Raw genomic sequence first — 19,401 nt, 5'->3', positions numbered from 1 at the left:
AGAAGCTGGGCTGGTAAAAAAGAAATTGGGCAGGCAGGGGTAACCGCCCAGACAAATGACAGAGAGGCTCGAATGCTCAATGCGCGTATCAAGCTGCGTCACTTGCAGGCCTTTCTTGAAGTGGCCCGACAGCGCAGCTTTGCTCGGGCTGCCGAGCGCTTGTCCATCACTCAACCCGGCATGTCCAAGGCGATTCGCGAGCTGGAGGACATTCTGGGTACCAGCCTGTTCGAGCGCACGGCCCGGGGAGTGGCACTGACCCAGGCCGGCCTGACCTTGTTGCGCCATGCCGGGCCTGCCATGCGGGCGCTGGAAGAAGGCGTCGGGGCTCTGGGTGAAGAGGAGCGAAGTGCGCGCTGGCTGAGAGTCGGTGCGCTGTCCACGGTGGAAAGCCGCCTGCTGCCAGAGGCATTGCGCCGTTGGCATGCCAAGGGCAGCGATGACGGCCAGGGCAGGTTCGCTGAAGTCGGGGTCAATGTAGTAACAGGATCCAGTGCCTTTCTGTTATCACGGCTGCGCCGTGGAGATCTGGATGTTGTCGTCGGGCGCATGACCGAGGCCCGCGAGATTCAGGATCTGGCCTTCGAGCATCTCTATTACGAACGCTTGCTGCTGGTGGTGCGAGCCGGGCATCCATTGGCAGGAGTGTCGCCACTTGTGGCTGAGGACCTGAGTGTCTATCCGTGGGTGGTGCCACCGCCCCAGACGACACTGCGTCAGCAACTCGACAGCTTTTGTGTGCGTCAGGCAATGACCCTGCCATCCCGCTTGCTGGAGACCCTGTCACTCTCCATCAGCCGCGGTTATACCCAAGGCAGCGACGCCATCTGGGTGGCGCCTGAAGAAGCCGTCGTGGAGGCGATAGGGCGAGGAGAATTGTGCGAACTTGACCTGGCGATAGAGCAGCAGGGCGGCTCGGTCGGGTTGTGTCGCAACGCCAGCCTGCAGTCATGCCTGGCTCTGGAAGCCTTCTGCGAAACCCTGCGTGAGGTGGCGGCAGATTGAGGTATAACCCATAGGTTATGAGAGGTGGTGAAGACGTCAATTGGCACTGGCCCTGGCGGGCGCCACACTGGCAAAGATGTACCTCTATGCTTTCCATTCAGAGATAAATTGCTATGCAAGATAATAACAAGCGCGCACTGAACAAGCGCTATGTGGAGCGCGACCGCGACTGGCACCCCCCTGCATATGCTCCTGGCTACAAGACTTCCGTGGCCCGCTCCCCCAGCCAGGCACTGGTGAGCCTGTGGAACCCGACGGCGTCCGAGCTGATGGGGCCCGATTTTCGCAAGTTGCGTATGGGGCCGCATGACAATGATCTGTTGCTCAACCATCGCGATGCCGAGAAGCCCGGCTTGCCGGTGGGCGAGCGCATCATCATGTTCGGCCGTGTGCTCGATCAGTTCGGCAAGCCTGTCCCGCATACCTTGGTGGAGATGTGGCAGGCCAACGCCGGCGGCCGCTATCGCCACAAGAAAGATGCCTATCTGGCGCCGCTGGATCCCAATTTCGGTGGAGTGGGGCGCTGCCTGACGGATGAAGATGGTTGGTATCGTTTCCGTACCATCAAGCCTGGCCCTTATCCCTGGGGTAATGGCATCAACACCTGGCGCCCGGCGCATATTCACGTTTCCGTGATGGGACCGGCGATCTCCACCCGCTTGATCACGCAGATGTATTTCGAAGGAGATCCGCTGATCCCGCTTTGTCCCATTGTGCAGACGCTCAACGATCAGGAAGCCGTCGAGACCATGACTGCCCGGCTCGATATGGCGCGCAGCCGTCCGATGGATAGTCTGGCCTACCGCTTCGATATCGTGGTGCGCGGTGAACTGCAGACCTATTTCGAAAACCAGTGACAGGTTCGAAAACCAGTGACAGGTTTGAGAATCTGAATGGAGACAAAGACAATGCAACAGCCGAATTCCGTATCCTGCAGTGAGCTGATGCTGCGCGAGACAGCGTCACAGACTGCTGGGCCCTATGTACATATCGGTCTGGCCTTGCATGTGGCCGGCTTGCCCAAGCGTGATGAAGAGCTGTGGAACCAGATGGCCAGGCCCGAAGCCGAAGGTGAGCATATCGAGGTCATCGGCAAGGTGATCGATGGCAATGGTGACCTGGTGCGTGATGCACTGCTCGAAGCCTGGCAGACCGATGCTCATGGCGAGTATCAGCCGGAGTACGATCAGCACAAGCCGTTCAATAGTTTCGGGCGTACGGCGACGACCGCAGAAGGGGATAGCGAGTGGTCATTGATCACGGTGAAGCCAGGTGCCGTGGCGCTTTCCAATGGCCGAGTGATGGCCCCGCACATCAATCTGGCCATCTTCGCCAGGGGCATCAATATTCACTTGCAGACACGCCTCTACTTCGAGGACGAAGCTGAAGCCAATGCCGCTTGTCCGGTGCTCAATGCCATTGAGTCACCGGCACGTCGCCAGACCCTGATCGCCAAGCGCGAAGAAGTCGATGGCAAGGTGCGCTATCGCCTTGATATACGTCTGCAGGGGGAAGGTGAGACGGTATTTTTTGATTTCTGATGCTGGCTTCCGGATCACGCTCTTGTGAAGTTTCACACAGGCCCTGCAGTAGCAGGGCCTGTGTGATTAAAGTCCCCGGAAAGGTGCCTTGAAGACACCTTTCCGGGGATTGCTCATATGCCAGCCTTGGGCGCTACGATAGTCATGGTGTGGCTGCCAACACCATCGACACCGCCGCTGATGCGGTCGCCTACCTGAAGTGCCCCAACGCCGGCAGGTGTGCCGGTGTAGATCAGGTCCCCAGCGCGAATGCGCATGGATTGCGACAGGATGGAGATGACTTCCGGAATGCTCCAGATCAAGTCGGCAATATCCTGGTCCTGCTTGATTTCATCGTTCACTGCCAGCCAGATGCGGCCACTGGAGGGATGGCCAATCTCACTGGCCTTCTTGATCGGCGAGATGACCACAGAGGCATCGAACCCTTTACCCCAATCCCAGGGCCGCCCGAGCTCCTTGGCTTCTGCCTGCAGGTCGCGGCGTGTCAGGTCGTTGCCGACGGCATAGCCATAGATGTAGTCGTGTGCATCTTCGACCGGGATCTCGAAACCGTCCTTGGCGATGGCAACGACCAGTTCCATTTCGTACTGGAAGTTCTTGGTCTGGGGAGGGTAGGGGACTTCGCTGCCGTCGGGAACCAGGGCATCGGCAGGCTTGGTGAAGAAGAAAGGCGGTTCACGGCTTGGGTCACGTCCCATTTCCCTGGCGTGAGCCTCGTAGTTACGCCCTACGCAGAAGATGCGACGCACCGGGAATTGCTTGTCATCTCCTTCAATGGCAACGCTGGCAATGGGGTGGGGGGCAAAAACATAATCGACCATGAACGGGTTCCTTGTTGTGATAGATATAGAGATGGATTGGGGATGATAGATGCTTGTGATCTGTTCTTTTTTGACACGGCGAACGTAAGATCTTAGCACGCTACTTAGCTAAAGCTCTGTCAGCCAAAACAGTCAGCCAAAACAGTCAGCCAAAACAGTCAGCCAAAACAGTCAGCCAAAACAGTCAGCCAAAACAGTCAGCCAAAACAGTCAGCCAAGGTCGGGTTCTGTTGCCTTGTAGCTTTTGACCTGCTGCATCGCCCCCCACCAGTCTGATACCCCGTCGACACCGATCAGATGGTCGGCCTCTGGGGTCATCGCAACATAGAAGAGGATGGGCGCCAGATAATAGTCAGCCAGCGTTGGCGCATCTCCGGCCAGCCAACGGCTGGATGCCTTGATTTCCATCAGCAGTTTCAGGAATGTCTCGCCGTCCCGGACACAGGCATCGCGCACGGATTCATCGGGATTCCCCAGAAAATCAGGGAAGAGATGGTAACCGGCAGCCCCCAGCAAGGCGTTGTACCCATAGCTTTCGGTCAGGTTCATGATTTCCGTCATCCGCGCGCGATCCTTGGCGGTATGCGGGACCGGCGACGGACCTGGTCGGGTATCGTCAAGATAACGACAGATGGCATCTGTCTCGCGAATCCGCACACCATCGATATCCATGACCGGGACCTTGCCGAAGGGGTGGCGGGCAAGATGTTCGGGCTCACGGGGCTCGCCCTTGAGTACGTGTACCGGGATCTGATCGTAGTCGATATTCTTGTCGACGAGCACCATGCGTACAGTGCGCACATAGGTCGATCCGTCGAAACCGTAAAGGACAGGCTTGTTGGCCATGGTGTCATGTTCTCCTGCGATGGGATGTGGCGCTGGTCTAAGGCATCTCACGATCTGCTGGCGCAAAGAGCTGGGAATCGTCGCCAGAATGTTTGAACATCAGAGAGCATAGCTGTTTTGCCATGGCAGGCGCATTGCAGGCCTGCCATGGAAGGTTGGAGCCACAAGACCGGGCACGAAAGTATTTTTCCTTTTGCTCGACTCAACCATACGAGCCCAGGCATTCGGGCTGTGAGGAGGCGATATGCTGGAAGGTATCGGAAAGTGGTTGAGTCGTTATCTCAGCCATCCTCTCAAGTCAGCAAGCATACAGGCTCCCGTTGAGATCGAGCATCTGAGGGCCTGCATGAAGCCTGGCGATGTCCTGCTGATCGATGGCAATACCCGTATCAGTACGGCAATCAAGTATCTGACGCAATCTACCTGGTCTCATGCCGCGCTGTATGTGGGCAATGCATACGAAGAGTCCGGAGGTGGCCCTTACGGCCTGATCGAGGCCGATATCAATGATGGTGTGCGTCGTGTTGGTCTGGAGAGCTACGCTGGGCAACATTGCCGTATCTGTCGTCCTGTCGGGCTCGTACCAGAGGAGCGTCAGGCACTGATCGACTATGCTGCTCAACGTTTGGGTAGCTGCTACGATTTGCGCAATATCATCGATCTGGTGCGCTATCTGATGCCTACTCCGCCGGTGCCGGTACGTTGGCGCAGAAAGATGCTGGCGCTCGGTAGCGGTGACCCCACTCGAGCGATTTGCTCGACCTTGATTGCCGAGGCATTCCAGTCAATCCGCTACCCGATCCTGCCGCGTATTGCAGCGGCGCAATCGTTGAGCCCTGGGCACCAGGAGTTCGAAGTGCTCTATCCTCGGCACTTTTCCTATTTCGTCCCTCGCGATTTCGATGTCTCGCCCTATTTTCTGATCATCAAGCCGACACTCGATGTCAATTTCGATCATCGTCAGCTTATCTGGGGAGGAGAACCTTCCCTTCTTTCCAGGTCGGGGGATGCTGAGTGTGATTAAGGACAAGAAAGCGCAAGCTGCATTTCCTGTCATAAGGGGAGCGGGATTTGAAAGCAAGTATCGGGAAGAGGCCAGTAGCAACACCCCCTATTCTCATGTGACATCCGAGAAGCAGGACGTAAGCGATGAAACAGGTAACAGAAAGCGTCACTGAAACCGAGCGCGATCCGCGCTGGAAATGCGTTCTTGCCCGTGATCCGGCCAGCGACGGGGAGTTTGTCTACGGCGTAAAGACTTCGGGTGTTTATTGCCGTCCTTCCTGTCCTTCGCGCCGGGCAAAACCCCACAACGTGACCTTTTATCGTTCAGCAGAGGACGCTGAAGCGGCAGGGTTCCGGGCTTGCCTGCGCTGTCACCCCAAGGGCCAGTCTTCGGCCGAGGCGAATGCCGCCATCGTTGCTGAGGCCTGCCGTATCATCGAGCAGGCCGACGAGATGCTTCATCTCGACGATCTGGCCGCAAGGGTCGGCATGAGCCCGCATTACTTTCACCGTCAGTTCAAGGCGATTACCGGGGTGACCCCCCGAGCCTATGCGTCGGCACATAGAGCCGGGCGTGTTCGCGCCGAATTGCCCGGTTCCCCTAGCGTTACAGATGCCATCAATGCTGCTGGTTTCAATGCGAGCAGTCGTTTTTACGAGCAGTCTTCCGACATGCTTGGCATGCCACCATCGGCTTACAGGAAGGGGGGCAAAGACGCCGAGATTCGCTTCGCGGTAGGGCAATGCACCCTGGGCGCCATTCTGGTTGCGCAAAGCAACAGGGGCATCTGCGCGATCAGCCTTGGCGATGATCCTGACGCCCTGGTGCGTGAATTGCAGGACCGCTTTCCCCTGGCGCATCTGATCGGTGACGATTCAGGTTTTGCCAGCCTGATCGCGAAAGTCGTCGGTTTTATCGAAGCGCCCCGGATCGGACTGGATTTACCGCTCGATATCCAAGGCACGACATTCCAGATTCGCGTCTGGCAGGCCCTGCGCGAGATACCCGTCGGCCAGACGGCCAGCTACAGCGATATCGCCAGCCGTATCGGCGCTCCTCGTGCGGTTCGTGCGGTGGCGGCAGCTTGCGCTGCCAACAGGATTGCCGTGGCTATTCCCTGTCATCGGGTTGTGCGCGCCGATGGCAGCCTGTCGGGATATCGCTGGGGCGTGCCACGCAAATGCGCTTTGCTGGAGAAGGAGGCGCGGGAATGAATATGGCAATCATCACAGGGCTGCAGGATCGCCTGGCGTGCCATGACTGGTCATCTGTCGGGGCAGCACTGGATGAGCATGGCTATGCCATCCTGCCCCATGTTCTGACGGCTGCCGAGTGCCGCGACCTTGCTGCGCTTTATGTGCGAGAGGATGCCTTCCGTGCCCATATCCACATGAACCGACACGGGTTCGGCAGGGGTGAATATCGCTATTTCAGCTACCCTCTGCCGGATCTGATTGCGGAGCTGCGAGCAAGACTTTATGCACCCCTGGCGGTAGTCGCGAATCGCTGGAATGAGCGCATGGGCATCGATACTCGCTATCCCGCCACGCTGGAGGCTTTCCTGCGTAAATGCCATACACAAGGACAGACCCGTCCAACACCTCTGCTATTGCAATATGGCGAGGGTGACTTCAACTGCCTGCATCAGGACCTGTACGGCGAGCTGGCCTTCCCACTGCAGATGGCCTTTCTGCTCTCCGAGCCCGAACAGGATTTTACCGGAGGTGAGTTCGTGCTGACAGAACAGCGCCCCCGAATGCAAAGTCGCGTAGAGGTAGTGCCCTTGCGCCAGGGCGATGCCGTCGTCCTGGCAGTCCATCAGCGTCCGGTTCGCGGCTCCCGCGGAGACTACCGCGTCAACATGCGTCATGGCGTCAGTACCGTCCGAAGCGGCCAGCGCCATACGCTGGGGATCATCTTTCATGACGCCAGATAGGTGCCATGCCAAGGTGATTGCCGTGGTAAAGAAGGGACACACTGGGTTCCGGTGGCATTGATCTGCCACTAGACCAGTGTTGCCAATTTTCTGGCTAGCTGTCCCGCCTCCTCGCGGCTGGCGACATTAGTGAAACCCAGCAGCAACCCTGGAGAGCATTGGGCGTCGATGCACCAATGGGACAGAGGTTGCACGGCCAGGCCGCCTGCCTGCACTCGGGCTGCAATGGCAGCGTCATCTGTTGCCAAGGGCAGCTCGGCTAGAAGATGCATGCCACCTGCTTTCAACTTGATCTCCAAGCGTTCGCCGAAGCACTCGCGCAATGCTTCAGCCGTAACCGCTCGACGCTGGGCGTAGAGACTGCGCATTTTTTTCAAATGGCGAGAGAAGTGCCCTTCATGCATCAAGTCACTGACGATGGCCTGAGATAGCCACGGGCTGCCACCGAATGTGGTGTGGCAGGCCAGTTGAAACGTTTCCACCAGAGACTCGGGAACCACCAGATAGCCAAGCCTGAGCCCTGGGAACAGCACCTTGCTGAAGGAGCCGATGTAGAGCACTCGCTGTTGCTGGTCGAGACTCTTCAGTGCCGGCAGTGGATGGCCTTCGTAGTGATACTCACTGTCATAATCATCCTCGATGATCCAGCTCTCGGCCCTGGCTGCCCAGTTCAACAGTTCCAAGCGCCGAGGCAGGGAGAGAGCGTTGCCGAGCGGGCTCTGGTGAGATGGGGTGACGACAGCAAACCTGGCTTGAGGCGCGCAGTGCTGTCCATGGTCCACGTCAAGGCCATGCTCATCTACCGGCACGGGAATTAGCCTTGCTCCCGCGTGCTCCAACTGGCGGCGTGCAAGATGGTAGCCAGGGTCTTCGAACCAGACCTGGTCGTCATGCTCCATCAGGCAGTGGCAGATCATGCTGAGGGCTCCCTTGTATCCTGCCGTGATGAATAGCTGCTCTGGAGCGCAGTGAATACCTCGCGAGATACCCAGGTAGGCAGAAAGGTGTTCGCGTAACGGGCGATAGCCAAGCGGATCGGGATAGTTCAGGTCGTCCGCTCGGAGCTCTCGCAGCCGCCGGGTCGTCAGGCGTCGCCATAGTGCGTGGGGGAAGGCATCCAGGGCAGGGAGACCAAGCTGGAAGGGCAGGATCGTAGAACCTGGCCTGGTCTCTTGGGATGCCTGGGCACTGGGCACAGTGGTGCTCCGGGAGTGATGGATGAGAATATTAGCGGCGTCCAGACGTGGTGACACCACGGTGCCTGCTGGTCCGCGAGGTTCCAGATAGCCTTCGCTGATCAGCAATTGATAGGCGGTCTCCACCGTACCTCTTGCCAGGTTGAGCTCACTTGCCAGATTGCGAATGGCTGGCACGCGATCTCCCGGTTTCAAGCGTCCCGTGCGGATCGCTTCCTGGAAACGCTGGTACAGCTGTAAATAAAGAGGAGTATCCAACGTTCGGTCAGGTGGCGAGACATCCGTCATTCTTCTTGTCCCATTCGGCTTTCTTGTCCCATTTGATTGGGCGGTTTTTGTACCTATTGCATAGGCCATCTTCTGCATAGAGTAGTCATTAATTCATGAGGAGACTTCTATGCACTCACCCATTCAACCTTCCGATACACTGCAGGCACCCATATTGCAGCATGCCGACAGCCCTCAGACGTTACGTGCCTGCTTTGCTCTCATGCGTGAGCTTCGCCCCCATCTGACGCATGCCGAGGATTTTGTCGACCAGGTGACACGCCAGGCCGAGCAGAACTATCGGCTGCTGGCAGCCTGGGAAGGTGGGGAAGCAGTGGGGCTGGCGGGATACCGGCTACAGGAAAACCTGATGTATGGCCGTTTTCTCTATGTTGATGATCTGGTGACGCGAGCGGACAAGCGAAGTCATGGCATTGGTGCTGCCTTGCTGGGAGAGATCCAGAAAGTGGCTCACTTGCATCGGTGCCGGCGAGTCGTGCTGGATACTGGATTGGGTAATGCACTGGCACAGCGCTTCTACTACCGACAGGGGCTGCTTGCTACTGGCATGCACTTCAGTCTGTCTCTCGCCACAGAGACGTCAGAAGAAGCGGGACGATAACGGGACGGTAATGAGAGGTGTACCTTCGTGAACAGCATTTTGTTATTGGCATGCAGCCCTCATGGGACAGCATCACAGGGCAGCAGGTTGGCCATGGAGTATGCCGCTCGCCTGGATCCACAAGCCCAATTGGTGATACGAGACCTGGCTAGCGAGCCATTGCCGCCCATCGATGCCAACTATGCCGATGCCATCGTTACATCGGCTCCAGATACCAGCCCGCACTTCAATATTTCCGAAAACCTGATAGCCGAACTCGAGCACTGCGATTACTTGCTCATCGCCACGCCGATGCACAACTTCACTGTGCCAGCGGCTTTGAAGCTGTGGATCGATCATGTAGTACGCATTCATCGTAGTTTTCGCGCCACAGCACAGGGCAAGCAGGGCCTGCTACGGGATCGCCCGACGTTCGTCTTTGTCAGTGCCGGTGGAATCTTCCAGGGGGAAATGTCGATGCAGCCTGACTTTCTAACGCCCTATTTACGCCACGTTCTATCGACCATCGGTATTCATTCAGTGGAGTTTATCGCCATGCAAGGCCTGGCCCAGGGCGATGACGCTCGTCATGCGGCTTCGAGTCAGGCGCGGCAGCAGATGAATCAATACGCAACATCCTTGATGTCCGTTACAGGAGAATCTCATGAGTAATACTCGTCTTCCCTATGGAGAACTCTCGCCGGTAGCCTATGAAAACCTGCTGAGTGCATATCGCAGCCTGGATCAGAGCAGTCTTGGTCGCAGGTTGGTTGAACTGATCTACCTTCGCGTTTCCCAGATCAATGGCTGCGCGTTCTGCCTGCAGAACCATGCAGCGACACTGCGCGAACTAGGTGAAGAGACACACAAGCTGGACAGCTTGGCTGGCTGGCAGGTAAGCGAACTCTACAGTGCCCGCGAACGTGCAGCACTTGCTTGGGCCGAAGCAGTGACGCGAATATCTGAAACCCAGGCTCCTGACACGCACTCACCTGTCGAGATGACCTGATGCCGTGGCCAATGCCTGGCATCAACCCTCCTGAGCCCCGCAACCCTCCTGAGCCCCGCAGCGGGTGCGACACTGAAGTTCAGGAGGTGTGTGGTAATTGATGATGCCAGGGAATGAATGCCTGAGACAAGAAATAATATTAAACAGTTTGTCTAAATATGGCGGTATTATCATGGTTTATGAAATCATGATCACACCACGCCTTGATTAACCAACATCCATGCACAAAAAAGTGTAAACAAATAACATAAGATTTCACGTTTACTGCTAGATTTTGTCCTGCAACATATGTGAGTGTATAAATGTTATACATAACATTTATCTCAAGAGATTATTGGAATTTAATATTGGAAACCCTATTTGGCAAGATGCCGAAGGTGTGAGGGTTTTCTTTATCGACAGATGGATCTGGAGGAATTGTCATGAAATTATGGTCAGGAAATGTTAGCGCCGCAGCAGAAAATGGAATTTCAAGCGGAGTCAAGGTGAGCAAGGGAGACGTCATCACTATTCTGGCCAACGGATGGGTCAAGTATGCAAGCAGTGAGCATGCATGGGCAGCTCCTCAGGGAGCGGCAGGTAGAAGTGACCTGCCTGAATCCATTGCTACCCTGGTCGCAGTAATAAATGGCACGAAATACTCGGTTGGAAATTATCTCTATCGTTGGGAAGTTCCTGAGGCTGGTGAAATTTCATTTTTATTCAATGATAGACCTGGAACTTTCTCAGATAATTCTGGGGAGTTTGATGTCGAAGTCTATGCTGAAGCCTCGCAGTCTAATGCCGAAACCTGGGATGGGGTCCTGCCAGGAAATAGTGTAGATGGCGTTGAAACAAATATGGCCGTGAAGAAGGGTGACGTTATTAGTATCAGGGCCAGTGGAGGGATTCATATATCCCAAGAAGGCAAGGAATTAGGACCCGATGGGTCAATGCGTGGATCGAGCAAAAATGCCATATTCCCTCCTGCGCAGCTCGCATCAGTAGTGATGAAAATAGCTGGTACTTACTATCCTGTAGGAAAAGAGCTGTCTGAATTTGTTGTTCCGGAGGATGGAGAAGTCTCATTTATTGTGAATGATGAGCCTGGTTCACATGCCGATAATAGAGGGGAGTTTTCCATCCACATGGATGTGAAACGAGCATAACAAAGAAATATCGGTAATAAGTCTTAAGTTGGACAACACATACTAAGTTGGACAACACATACAGCACCTTACTTTTTCGGTAAGGTGCTGTATCAGTTTAATGTCTGGGAAATAAATTCTGGTGCCGACAAGAGGAGTCGAACCTCCGACTTTCGCATTACGAATGCGCTGCTCTACCAACTGAGCTATGCCGGCAATGCTATGTCTGCGTTGCCTACCTGCTTCGCAGCATAGTGACTCGTCCCAACCTTCGCCAAGCCTGATACATCAGCCTTCTGCTTGGAATTGATACAAGCCTCGATACGGCGCAAGTTCAAGGTCCTGTCCGGTGTCTGCCAGGGTTAGAGGCTGATATCGAAGGCTGGGTGAAAGCTGACGATGCCCCGGGGCCAGTCTCCCCGCAGGCAAATGGCCTGGAAATATTCCGGGGGCACGCCGGGAAGCACCAGCTCATCGCGCGGGCGAAAACCGAAGCGAGAATAGAAGGCGGGATCGCCTAGCAATACGCAGCCGCTGGCTTCCGTCTTTTCCAGATGCTGCAGTGCCGCTTGCATGAGTTGAGAACCGATGCCTTGGCCCTGGCATTCAGGAGACACGGAAATCGGCCCCAGCCCATACCAGCCAGTGGCTGCCGTTGATCCAGGAGGTGCTGAGGACAGCATGATCGGGGAAAGAGCGACGTGTCCCACTATCTCGTCCTCGTCATCCCTGGTGGCGACCAGGGAAACAGAAAGCAGTAGCGCATCAACGATCAAGTGCTCAGTATGACTGGCATGCGGAGCATGCTCAAAGGCACGCTGGGTCAGGCGTGAAATGGCTTGGCGATCATCGGCAGATTCTGGGCGAATGTGGAGGTTCACGCATGTTCTCCTGATGGCTTGGTATCGGCACGCTTGATCTCAGGTCTGTTGCTGGCGCAGACGAGTGAGGCCTTCCTGCGCAACGGAGGCAACCAGCTGCCCTTGGCGATTGTAGATGCTGCCCCGTGCCAGGCCGCGGGCACTACCCGCCCAGGGGCTTTCCATGTCGTACAGTAGCCAGTCGTTGACGGTGACATCGCGATGGAACCACAGAGCATGATCGAGGCTGGCAATCTGGATCTCGGGGCTGCGAAAATTGATCCCATGGGGTACCAGTGCTGTGGTCAGCAGATTGAAGTCGGAGCTGTAGGCCAGCAGATAGCGGTGCAGAGCCTGATCATCGGGAAGCTCTCCCTTTAGCCGAAACCACAAGCGTTTTCGTGCGGGCTCAGGGGAATCTTCCAGGTGCAGGAACTCAATCGGGTGACCGGGAAAGCGGATGAGCTGCGAGCTGCCATCGAGTTCCTCGGGAGTTGGCACTGCCGGCATGGACTGCTGGTGGCTGATGCTATCCTCCTCGGCATGGAAAGAGGCACTACAGAAAAAGATCGGGCGGCCTTTCTGGATGGCAGTGACCCGGCGAGTGGTGAAGCTGCCACCATCGCGGACGCGGTCGACCTGGTACATCACTGGCATCTGGGCGTCACCTGGGCGCAGAAAATAAGCGTGCATGGAATGCACCTTGCGTGATGTGTCGACGGTCTGGCTGGCGGCGGAGATCGACTGGCCGAGCGCCTGGCCGCCGAACAGCTGGGGAAGCCCGAGGTCCTGGCTGTAGCCACGGAACAGGTTCTCTTCCAGTTTTTCCAGACCGAGCAGATCGACGAGAGCCGTCAAGGGCTGCGACATTCGGGTATCCTCCTTCCTTGCCGGTGAGGTTTTGACCGGCTGTCATACGGTCGTTTTAGTCATTCTACGGGAGTCGATGATCTTGCGCAGCGATGAATTCTACATGCACCGGGCGCTAGAGCTCGCCCATCAGGCGGCCGATGCCGGAGAAGTCCCGGTAGGTGCGGTGGTGGTCAATGCTGATGGTGAGATCATCGGACGGGGATTCAATGCGCCCGTGGCCAATCATGATCCCAGCGCTCATGCAGAAGTCCAGGCGCTGCGCGATGCAGGCGCCCGCATCGGAAACTATCGCCTGGAAGGCTGCACCTTGTATGTAACGCTGGAGCCCTGCCTGATGTGTACGGGAGCGATCATCCATGCGCGTGTAAGGCGGGTTGTCTATGGCGCTGCGGAGCCACGCAGTGGCATGGTCGAGTCCAAGGCCAATCTATTCGCTCAACCCTGGTATTTTCATCGGGTCGAAGTGGAGGGCGGCGTGCTTGCCACCCAGGCGTCACGTTTGCTCAAGGCGTTCTTTGCCATGCGTCGTGAAGGTTCAACGGGTGATGCGGAAGGCGATACGCGAAATCACGGCAAATAAGAGGGCGAATAACAAAGCCAATAATAAAGCCAATAATAAAGAGAAGAAGGCCGTGTCGCGCGTTGGCAGCCAGTGTACTCCAGGCCTGAACAGGCTTCTCTATCCGTCCTGACATTCAGCCCTTGGACTTCGGCGGCACGATCTGAAACAGTGCATTGTCGTTGTCATCGGGCAGGCGCGCATTGAGCTGATGGAACTGCTGCTGGTTGTGGTCCACGTAATCGAGTATTTCCAGATAACGCTGGATATTGCGCACATAGATGACCGGTTCGCTGCCACGGGCATAACCATGGCGCGTTCTTTCGTACCACTTGCTTTCCTGCAGCAGCGGCAAGGCGTCGCGGATGTCATCCCAGCGGTCGGGATCCCGGCCTAGCATGGAGACGATCTTGCGCGCGTCGTAGAGGTGCCCCAGGCCCACGTTGTAGGCGGCCAGGGTCATGTACAGGCGGTCATTTCCGGTGATTTCCTCCGGCAGGCGTTGCTCGATGCTGCGCAGATAGCGAGCGCCACCCTCAATACTTTCCGCCGGATCGAGGCGATTGGAGATATTCATTTCTTCGGCGGTGGCGTTGGTCAGCATCATCATGCCGCGGACACCGGTCGGAGAGGTAGCATCGGGTTTCCAGTGCGATTCCTGATACGCCACTGCTGCCAGCAGCTTCCAGTCGAAATTCTCCCGTCGTGCCGCTTCACGGAACAGTTCCTCGTAGCGTGGCAAGCGGCCATGGACATGCTGGATGAAGGTCCTGGCGCCGACGTATTCCAGGTAATCGTCATGACCAAAGTAGCGATCGATCAACATATCCAGCTTGCCGCTGGCGCGCAGTGTGACGAGAAACTCATTGGCGGCATCAATCAGCCCCATACCCTGGTTGTCGGGCAGGGCCCAGGCCATGGCCACTTTTTCGCCAACCTTGAAGCCATCTTCGACTTCAGGAAAGAACAGGCGGTTGAGGCGGAACTGATGTTCGAATACCACGGCGGCATCGAGGCTGCCGTCTTCCACGCGCTTCAGCAGAGAAGCAATCTCGAGATCGGTTGCTTCTTTCCAACTGAGTTCGGGGACACTGTCCTGCAGTTCATGCATGACTCGGCTGATGCCGGTGCCCTTGAGGGTGCCAATCTGCAGACCGACCAGATCGGCGGGAGTGCGCGGGGGATGCAGGCCACGCCGGTAGACCACAATGGGCTGCATCAGCATCACCGGCTGGGTATAGATGACGCCTGGAGTGGCGGGATCCAGCGGCAGGGCGGCTGCCCCCAGGTCACCTTGTTCGCGTACGGAAGCCAATACACTGGAGACATTGTGGTCATCTTCCAGGGTCAGGCTAACGCCAAGATAGTCAGCAAAACGGCGTACCAGCTCATACTCGAAACCTGTCGGCCCCAGACGTCCTTCGTAATAGGTCAAGGGCGTATTGCGAGTATGAACAGTCAGGAAATCACGGGACTTCACGCCCTCCAAGGCCGCACCGGGGGGAGGCGTGGGATCGACTGGCCACAAGGCCAGGCCGAGGCCCGCCAACAGTAATACGCCCCGGCGGCGAGGGCGGTGAAAGCCATCGGTCATATCGGCGTGTTCATGGTTATTGAGCCGTCACCTTACCCACAGTGCGACGAACTGTCACTCGGACGATTTATCGATCTGCCGCTTTCCAGTATCATACTGCCCTCTATAAGGCCCGCTGTGGCACATCATCTTCTCGTCGATTTTCAGAGGCTCCAGGATATGCTCCAACTGCGTGGTGCGCCCGCCCTTTCTGCCTTCCGTCATGCCAAGCTGCTGGCCACCCTGCGTGCATCCGTTCCCGAGATCACCGAACTGTACGCTGAATATGTACATTTCGTGGATGTTGAAGGCGATCTTGGCCCTGCGGAGCATGCTCTGCTCGAACAGCTCCTGGACTATGGTCCCAGCTATGCAGAAGAGCGGCTGACGGACGGGCTGGCGGTATTGGTGGTTCCGCGTATTGGTACCCAATCGCCCTGGTCCTCCAAGGCTACCGATATTGCCCATAACTGTGGATTGACCCAGATCAGGCGGCTGGAGCGTGGTATCGCCTATCGCATCGCGCTCAGAGGAACCCTGAAGGAAAGCCACTTCGAGGCCATTGTTGCTGGACTGCATGACCGCATGACCGAGGCAGTACTTGGTGATGCCTCTGATGCTGCCCAGCTGTTTGCCCACCATGAGCCAGCGCCTCTGGGCAAGGTGGACATTCTCGAAGGCGGGCGCAAGGCGCTGGAAGCGGCCAATGTCGAGCTGGGGCTGGCCCTGGCCGATGATGAAATCGATTATCTGGTCGATGCCTTCGGGGAACTGGGCCGTAACCCGACTGACATTGAACTGATGATGTTCGCCCAGGCCAACTCCGAACATTGCCGCCACAAGATCTTCAATGCCGATTGGTTGATCGACGGGGAGCCGCAGACTCATTCGCTGTTCAAGATGATCAAGAACACCTTCGAAGCTTCTCCTGACGGTATTCTTTCTGCCTACAGCGATAATGCTGCTGTGATCGAAGGTAGTGACGCACGGCGCTTCTTTGCTGTTCCGCTGACGGGCAAGGAGGGGGAACGGGCCACCTATGGTGGAGAAGTCGAACCGATCCATATCCTGACCAAGGTCGAGACGCACAACCATCCGACGGCGATCGCACCTCACCCCGGTGCCGCCACCGGGGCAGGCGGTGAGATTCGCGATGAGGGCGCTACCGGTATCGGCGGCAAGCCCAAGGCTGGCCTGACGGGTTTTACCGTCTCCAACCTGCGTATCCCCGAGTTCGTCCAGCCCTGGGAAGCTTTCGACTACGGCAAGCCAGAGCGCATCGTCAGCGCCCTGGACATCATGCTGGAAGGTCCCATCGGGGGTGCCGCGTTCAACAACGAATTTGGCCGCCCCAACCTGACGGGCTTCTTGCGTACCTATGAGCAGGATGCCCTGGGGGCCAATGGCATCGAGCGTCGCGGTTACCATAAGCCGGTCATGGTGGCGGGTGGCTACGGCAACATTCGCCAGGAACACGTGGCCAAGGGCGAGATCCCCGTCGGCGGCAAGCTGATCGTGATGGGCGGCCCGGCCATGCTTATCGGCCTGGGTGGCGGTGCTGCGTCTTCCATGGCATCAGGTTCCTCCAGTGCCGATCTTGATTTTGCTTCGGTGCAGCGCGACAACCCCGAGATCGAACGTCGGGCCCAGGAAGTCATCGACCGTTGCTGGTCGCTGGGAGAGCAGAACCCCATTTGCTTCATTCATGACGTGGGGGCAGGTGGCTTGTCCAACGCTCTGCCGGAACTGGTCAAGGATGGAGACCGTGGAGGTCTGTTCCAGCTGCGCGATGTCCCCAATGCCGAGCCGGGCATGAGCCCGTTGGAAATCTGGTGCAACGAGGCACAGGAGCGCTATGTGCTGGCGGTGGCTCCAGACAATCTCGAACTGTTCGATGCCCTGTGCAAGCGTGAGCGTTGTCCCTATGCCGTGGTCGGCGAGGCTCAGCAGGCTCATCATCTGACAGTGGCCGATGGTCACTTCGACACACAGCCCGTTGACCTGCCGATGAGCGTGCTGTTCGGCAAACCGCCCAAGATGACCCGCGAATTCCAGCGCGAGACCCTGGAGCTGCCCGGTGTGGAACTGGACAACCTTGATCTGCGAGAGGCGTTGGATCGTGTGTTGAAGCTGCCCACCGTGGCCTCGAAGAGTTTCTTGATTACCATCGGTGACCGCTCGATTACTGGCATGGTCGCCCGGGATCAGATGGTCGGCCCCTGGCAGGTACCGGTCGCTGACGTCGCCGTTACCACCGCCAGTTTCGATACCCATGCGGGTGAAGCCATGGCGATGGGGGAGCGTAGCCCTGTCGCATTGATCGATCCTGCGGCCAGTGCCCGTCTGGCCGTTGCCGAGGCCATTACCAACATGGCGGCGGCACCGATTGCCAAGCTGGGCGATATCAAGATGTCGGCCAACTGGATGAGTGCAGCCGATCATCCCGGCGAGAATCAGGCCTTGTACGATGCCGTGCATGCCGTGGGCATGGAACTGTGCCCGGCGCTGGGCATTGCTGTGCCGGTAGGCAAGGACTCCATGTCCATGCGTACCGCATGGCAGGAGGAAGGCGAAGACAAGTCAGTGACATCACCGCTGACGTTGAACATCACCGGCTTTGCTCCGGTGGTGGATGCCATGCGCACGCTGACGCCGCAGATTTCCCTGGAGCAGGATGAAAGCGATCTGCTGTTGATTGACCTGGGAGCCGGCCAGAATCGTCTGGGTGGTTCGGCATTGGCTCAGGTTTACGGCCAGGTAGGCAATGAATGCCCGGACCTGGACGATCCTGAAGATCTCAAGGCGTTCTTCAGTGTGATCCAGGGCCTCAATGCTGATGGCAAGATACTGGCCTATCACGACCGCAGCGATGGCGGTTTGATTGTCACCTTGCTGGAAATGGCCTTTGCTGCCCACGCAGGTCTCGAGATCAAGCTCGACTGGCTGGTCGACGAACCTTCCAGGGCTTCCAGTGCGCTGTTCAGTGAAGAGCTGGGTGCCGTGATTCAGGTCAATCGCGCGCATACGGAGGAAGTACTGGCTCAGTTCGCGGCGGCAGGTATCGAAACGTGCGGCGTCATCGCTCGCCCGCGTTATGACGACCAGATCCGTATCACGCTGTTCGAAGAGCCGCTGCTTGAGACGACTCGCCAGCTGATGCAGCGTAGCTGGGCTGAGACCAGCTACCGCATGCAGGCACTGCGTGACAATTCCGAATGTGCCAAGAATGAGTTTGATAATCTGCTCGATGCACGTGATCCTGGCCTGTCCGTGACCACGACTTTCGATGTGGATGAAGATATCGCAGCGCCCTTCATCAATGTGACGCGTCCACGTGCAGCCATCCTGCGTGAGCAGGGCGTCAACGGCCATCTGGAAATGGCTTGGGCCTTCGACAAGGCTGGCTTCGAAGCCGTGGATGTGCACATGAGCGATATCCTTAGTGGCCGTGTGTCCCTGGAGGACTTCAAGGGGGTGGCCGCCTGTGGTGGTTTCTCTTACGGCGATGTGCTGGGGGCTGGCGGTGGCTGGGCCAAGTCAGTGCTGTTCAACGGGCGTGCCCGCGAACAGTTTGCTGGCTTCTTCGGCCGCGATGACAGCTTTGCTCTGGGAGTGTGTAACGGGTGTCAGATGCTGTCCCAGCTCAAGGAGCTGATTCCGGGCACAGAGGCGTGGCCGCGCTTTGTTCGCAATGAGTCCGAACAGTTCGAGGCGCGTGTGGCCATGGTCGAAGTCGAGAAATCGCCTTCGATTCTGTTGGCCGGTATGGAAGGCTCTCGCTTGCCCATCGCTGTTGCCCATGGCGAGGGGCGTGCCGAATTCCGTGACAGCGCCCATTTGCGCAGCATCCAGGGCTCCGGTCAGGTCGCATTGCGCTACGTCGATAACTATGGCCAGGCCACTACACGTTATCCGGCCAACCCCAACGGTTCACCATCCGGTATCACTGGTTTGACCACGGCAGATGGCCGGGTGACCATCATGATGCCTCACCCCGAGCGTGTCGTGCGTGCGGTGACCAACTCCTGGCGCCCGGCTGAGTGGAGCCAGGATGGTGCCTGGATGAGGCTGTTCCGCAACGCCCGGGTATGGCTGGGGTAAGCAACGGATGACTTGCTGAATCAGTCTCGAGTGCCGCCCTTTTCGGGCGGCACTTGCATTGAGAGCCTAACATTGCTGTT

General features: G+C 57.4%; 18 protein-coding genes and 1 tRNA gene. 12 read left to right on the top strand and 7 right to left on the bottom strand.

Translation table 11 applies throughout. The annotated features are described in order from the left end of the window. Positions 1 to 72: 72 nt before the first annotated feature. The 3 genes from pcaQ (at position 73) to pcaG (ending at position 2,546) form a co-directional block, all read left to right on the top strand. Positions 73 to 1,005 (top strand): pca operon transcription factor PcaQ, encoded by a 933-nt coding sequence (pcaQ, locus tag E4T21_RS16335; protein WP_149286057.1) that lies wholly within the window; start codon positions 73 to 75, stop codon positions 1,003 to 1,005. 113 nt (positions 1,006 to 1,118) lie between these two features. After that, entirely contained in the window at positions 1,119 to 1,862 is a 744-nt protein-coding gene (pcaH, locus tag E4T21_RS16330; protein ID WP_149286056.1) for a protocatechuate 3,4-dioxygenase subunit beta, read from the top strand. Positions 1,863 to 1,913: 51 nt separating this feature from the next. Further along, positions 1,914 to 2,546, top strand: coding sequence for a protocatechuate 3,4-dioxygenase subunit alpha (pcaG, locus tag E4T21_RS16325; protein WP_149286055.1), 633 nt, complete (start codon positions 1,914 to 1,916; stop codon positions 2,544 to 2,546). Positions 2,547 to 2,659: 113 nt separating this feature from the next. Here the strand turns inward: pcaG and E4T21_RS16320 are convergent, their stop codons facing one another. Both E4T21_RS16320 and E4T21_RS16315 read right to left on the bottom strand, forming a co-directional pair. Further along, positions 2,660 to 3,367, bottom strand: a complete 708-nt coding sequence (locus E4T21_RS16320) for a fumarylacetoacetate hydrolase family protein (RefSeq protein ID WP_149286054.1) — start codon at positions 3,365 to 3,367, stop codon at positions 2,660 to 2,662. Between the two features lie 210 nt (positions 3,368 to 3,577). Continuing rightward, a complete protein-coding gene (locus E4T21_RS16315; protein ID WP_149286053.1) occupies positions 3,578 to 4,213 on the bottom strand; it encodes a glutathione S-transferase family protein in 636 nt (211 codons plus the stop codon). 244 nt (positions 4,214 to 4,457) lie between these two features. Here E4T21_RS16315 and E4T21_RS16310 point away from each other — a divergent pair, with 244 nt between their 5' ends. The 3 genes from E4T21_RS16310 (at position 4,458) to E4T21_RS16300 (ending at position 7,155) form a co-directional block, all read left to right on the top strand. After that, positions 4,458 to 5,237, top strand: coding sequence for a YiiX/YebB-like N1pC/P60 family cysteine hydrolase (locus tag E4T21_RS16310; protein WP_149286052.1), 780 nt, complete (start codon positions 4,458 to 4,460; stop codon positions 5,235 to 5,237). A 125-nt stretch (positions 5,238 to 5,362) separates the two neighbouring features. Beyond that, positions 5,363 to 6,433 (top strand): bifunctional DNA-binding transcriptional regulator/O6-methylguanine-DNA methyltransferase Ada, encoded by a 1,071-nt coding sequence (gene ada, locus E4T21_RS16305; RefSeq protein ID WP_149286051.1) that lies wholly within the window; start codon positions 5,363 to 5,365, stop codon positions 6,431 to 6,433. Further along, on the top strand, positions 6,430 to 7,155 hold the full coding sequence (locus E4T21_RS16300; protein ID WP_149286050.1) for a 2OG-Fe(II) oxygenase: 726 nt from the start codon (positions 6,430 to 6,432) through the stop codon (positions 7,153 to 7,155). Before ada ends, E4T21_RS16300 begins: the two co-directional genes overlap by 4 nt. Positions 7,156 to 7,223: 68 nt before the next feature. Here E4T21_RS16300 and pdxR read toward each other — a convergent pair whose 3' ends face one another. Further along, complete coding sequence (gene pdxR / locus E4T21_RS16295) at positions 7,224 to 8,639, bottom strand: MocR-like pyridoxine biosynthesis transcription factor PdxR (RefSeq protein ID WP_149286049.1); 1,416 nt, start codon at positions 8,637 to 8,639, stop codon at positions 7,224 to 7,226. A gap of 109 nt (positions 8,640 to 8,748) precedes the next feature. Between pdxR and E4T21_RS16290 the strand changes: the two genes are divergently transcribed. From E4T21_RS16290 to E4T21_RS16275, 4 genes are all read left to right on the top strand, one after another. Next, on the top strand, positions 8,749 to 9,240 hold the full coding sequence (locus tag E4T21_RS16290; protein WP_149286048.1) for a GNAT family N-acetyltransferase: 492 nt from the start codon (positions 8,749 to 8,751) through the stop codon (positions 9,238 to 9,240). Between the two features lie 27 nt (positions 9,241 to 9,267). Beyond that, positions 9,268 to 9,891, top strand: a complete 624-nt coding sequence (locus tag E4T21_RS16285) for an FMN-dependent NADH-azoreductase (RefSeq protein ID WP_149286047.1) — start codon at positions 9,268 to 9,270, stop codon at positions 9,889 to 9,891. After that, positions 9,884 to 10,228 carry a carboxymuconolactone decarboxylase family protein gene (locus E4T21_RS16280; protein WP_149286046.1) on the top strand — a complete coding sequence of 115 codons (345 nt, stop codon included), beginning with the start codon at positions 9,884 to 9,886 and terminating at the stop codon, positions 10,226 to 10,228. Before E4T21_RS16285 ends, E4T21_RS16280 begins: the two co-directional genes overlap by 8 nt. 422 nt (positions 10,229 to 10,650) lie before the next feature. After that, on the top strand, positions 10,651 to 11,376 hold the full coding sequence (locus tag E4T21_RS16275; protein WP_149286045.1) for a LecA/PA-IL family lectin: 726 nt from the start codon (positions 10,651 to 10,653) through the stop codon (positions 11,374 to 11,376). Positions 11,377 to 11,495: 119 nt separating this feature from the next. On the opposite strand, the gene E4T21_RS16270 is transcribed toward E4T21_RS16275, so the two are convergent. The 3 genes from E4T21_RS16270 to E4T21_RS16260 form a co-directional block, all read right to left on the bottom strand. Next, a tRNA-Thr gene (locus E4T21_RS16270) sits at positions 11,496 to 11,571 on the bottom strand. A gap of 146 nt (positions 11,572 to 11,717) precedes the next feature. Then, positions 11,718 to 12,236, bottom strand: coding sequence for a GNAT family N-acetyltransferase (locus E4T21_RS16265; RefSeq protein ID WP_149286044.1), 519 nt, complete (start codon positions 12,234 to 12,236; stop codon positions 11,718 to 11,720). A gap of 39 nt (positions 12,237 to 12,275) precedes the next feature. Next, a complete protein-coding gene (locus E4T21_RS16260) occupies positions 12,276 to 13,085 on the bottom strand; it encodes an acyl-CoA thioesterase (protein WP_149286043.1) in 810 nt (269 codons plus the stop codon). Positions 13,086 to 13,167: 82 nt separating this feature from the next. On the opposite strand from E4T21_RS16260, the gene tadA reads away from it, so the two are divergent. Continuing rightward, positions 13,168 to 13,668: a tRNA adenosine(34) deaminase TadA gene (gene tadA / locus E4T21_RS16255; RefSeq protein ID WP_149286042.1), complete on the top strand. Its 501-nt coding sequence runs from the start codon at positions 13,168 to 13,170 to the stop codon at positions 13,666 to 13,668. 115 nt (positions 13,669 to 13,783) lie between these two features. Here tadA and mltF read toward each other — a convergent pair whose 3' ends face one another. Then, positions 13,784 to 15,241: a membrane-bound lytic murein transglycosylase MltF gene (gene mltF / locus E4T21_RS16250; RefSeq protein ID WP_149286041.1), complete on the bottom strand. Its 1,458-nt coding sequence runs from the start codon at positions 15,239 to 15,241 to the stop codon at positions 13,784 to 13,786. A gap of 159 nt (positions 15,242 to 15,400) precedes the next feature. On the opposite strand from mltF, the gene purL reads away from it, so the two are divergent. Continuing rightward, positions 15,401 to 19,321, top strand: coding sequence for a phosphoribosylformylglycinamidine synthase (gene purL, locus E4T21_RS16245; RefSeq protein WP_149286040.1), 3,921 nt, complete (start codon positions 15,401 to 15,403; stop codon positions 19,319 to 19,321). The last annotated feature ends 80 nt before the right edge of the window (positions 19,322 to 19,401 follow it).

The organism is Halomonas binhaiensis, assembly GCF_008329985.2.
Lineage (GTDB): Bacteria > Pseudomonadota > Gammaproteobacteria > Pseudomonadales > Halomonadaceae > Halomonas > Halomonas binhaiensis.
Note: the sequence above shows the minus strand (reverse complement) of the source record. Positions and strands in the feature narration are given on the sequence as shown.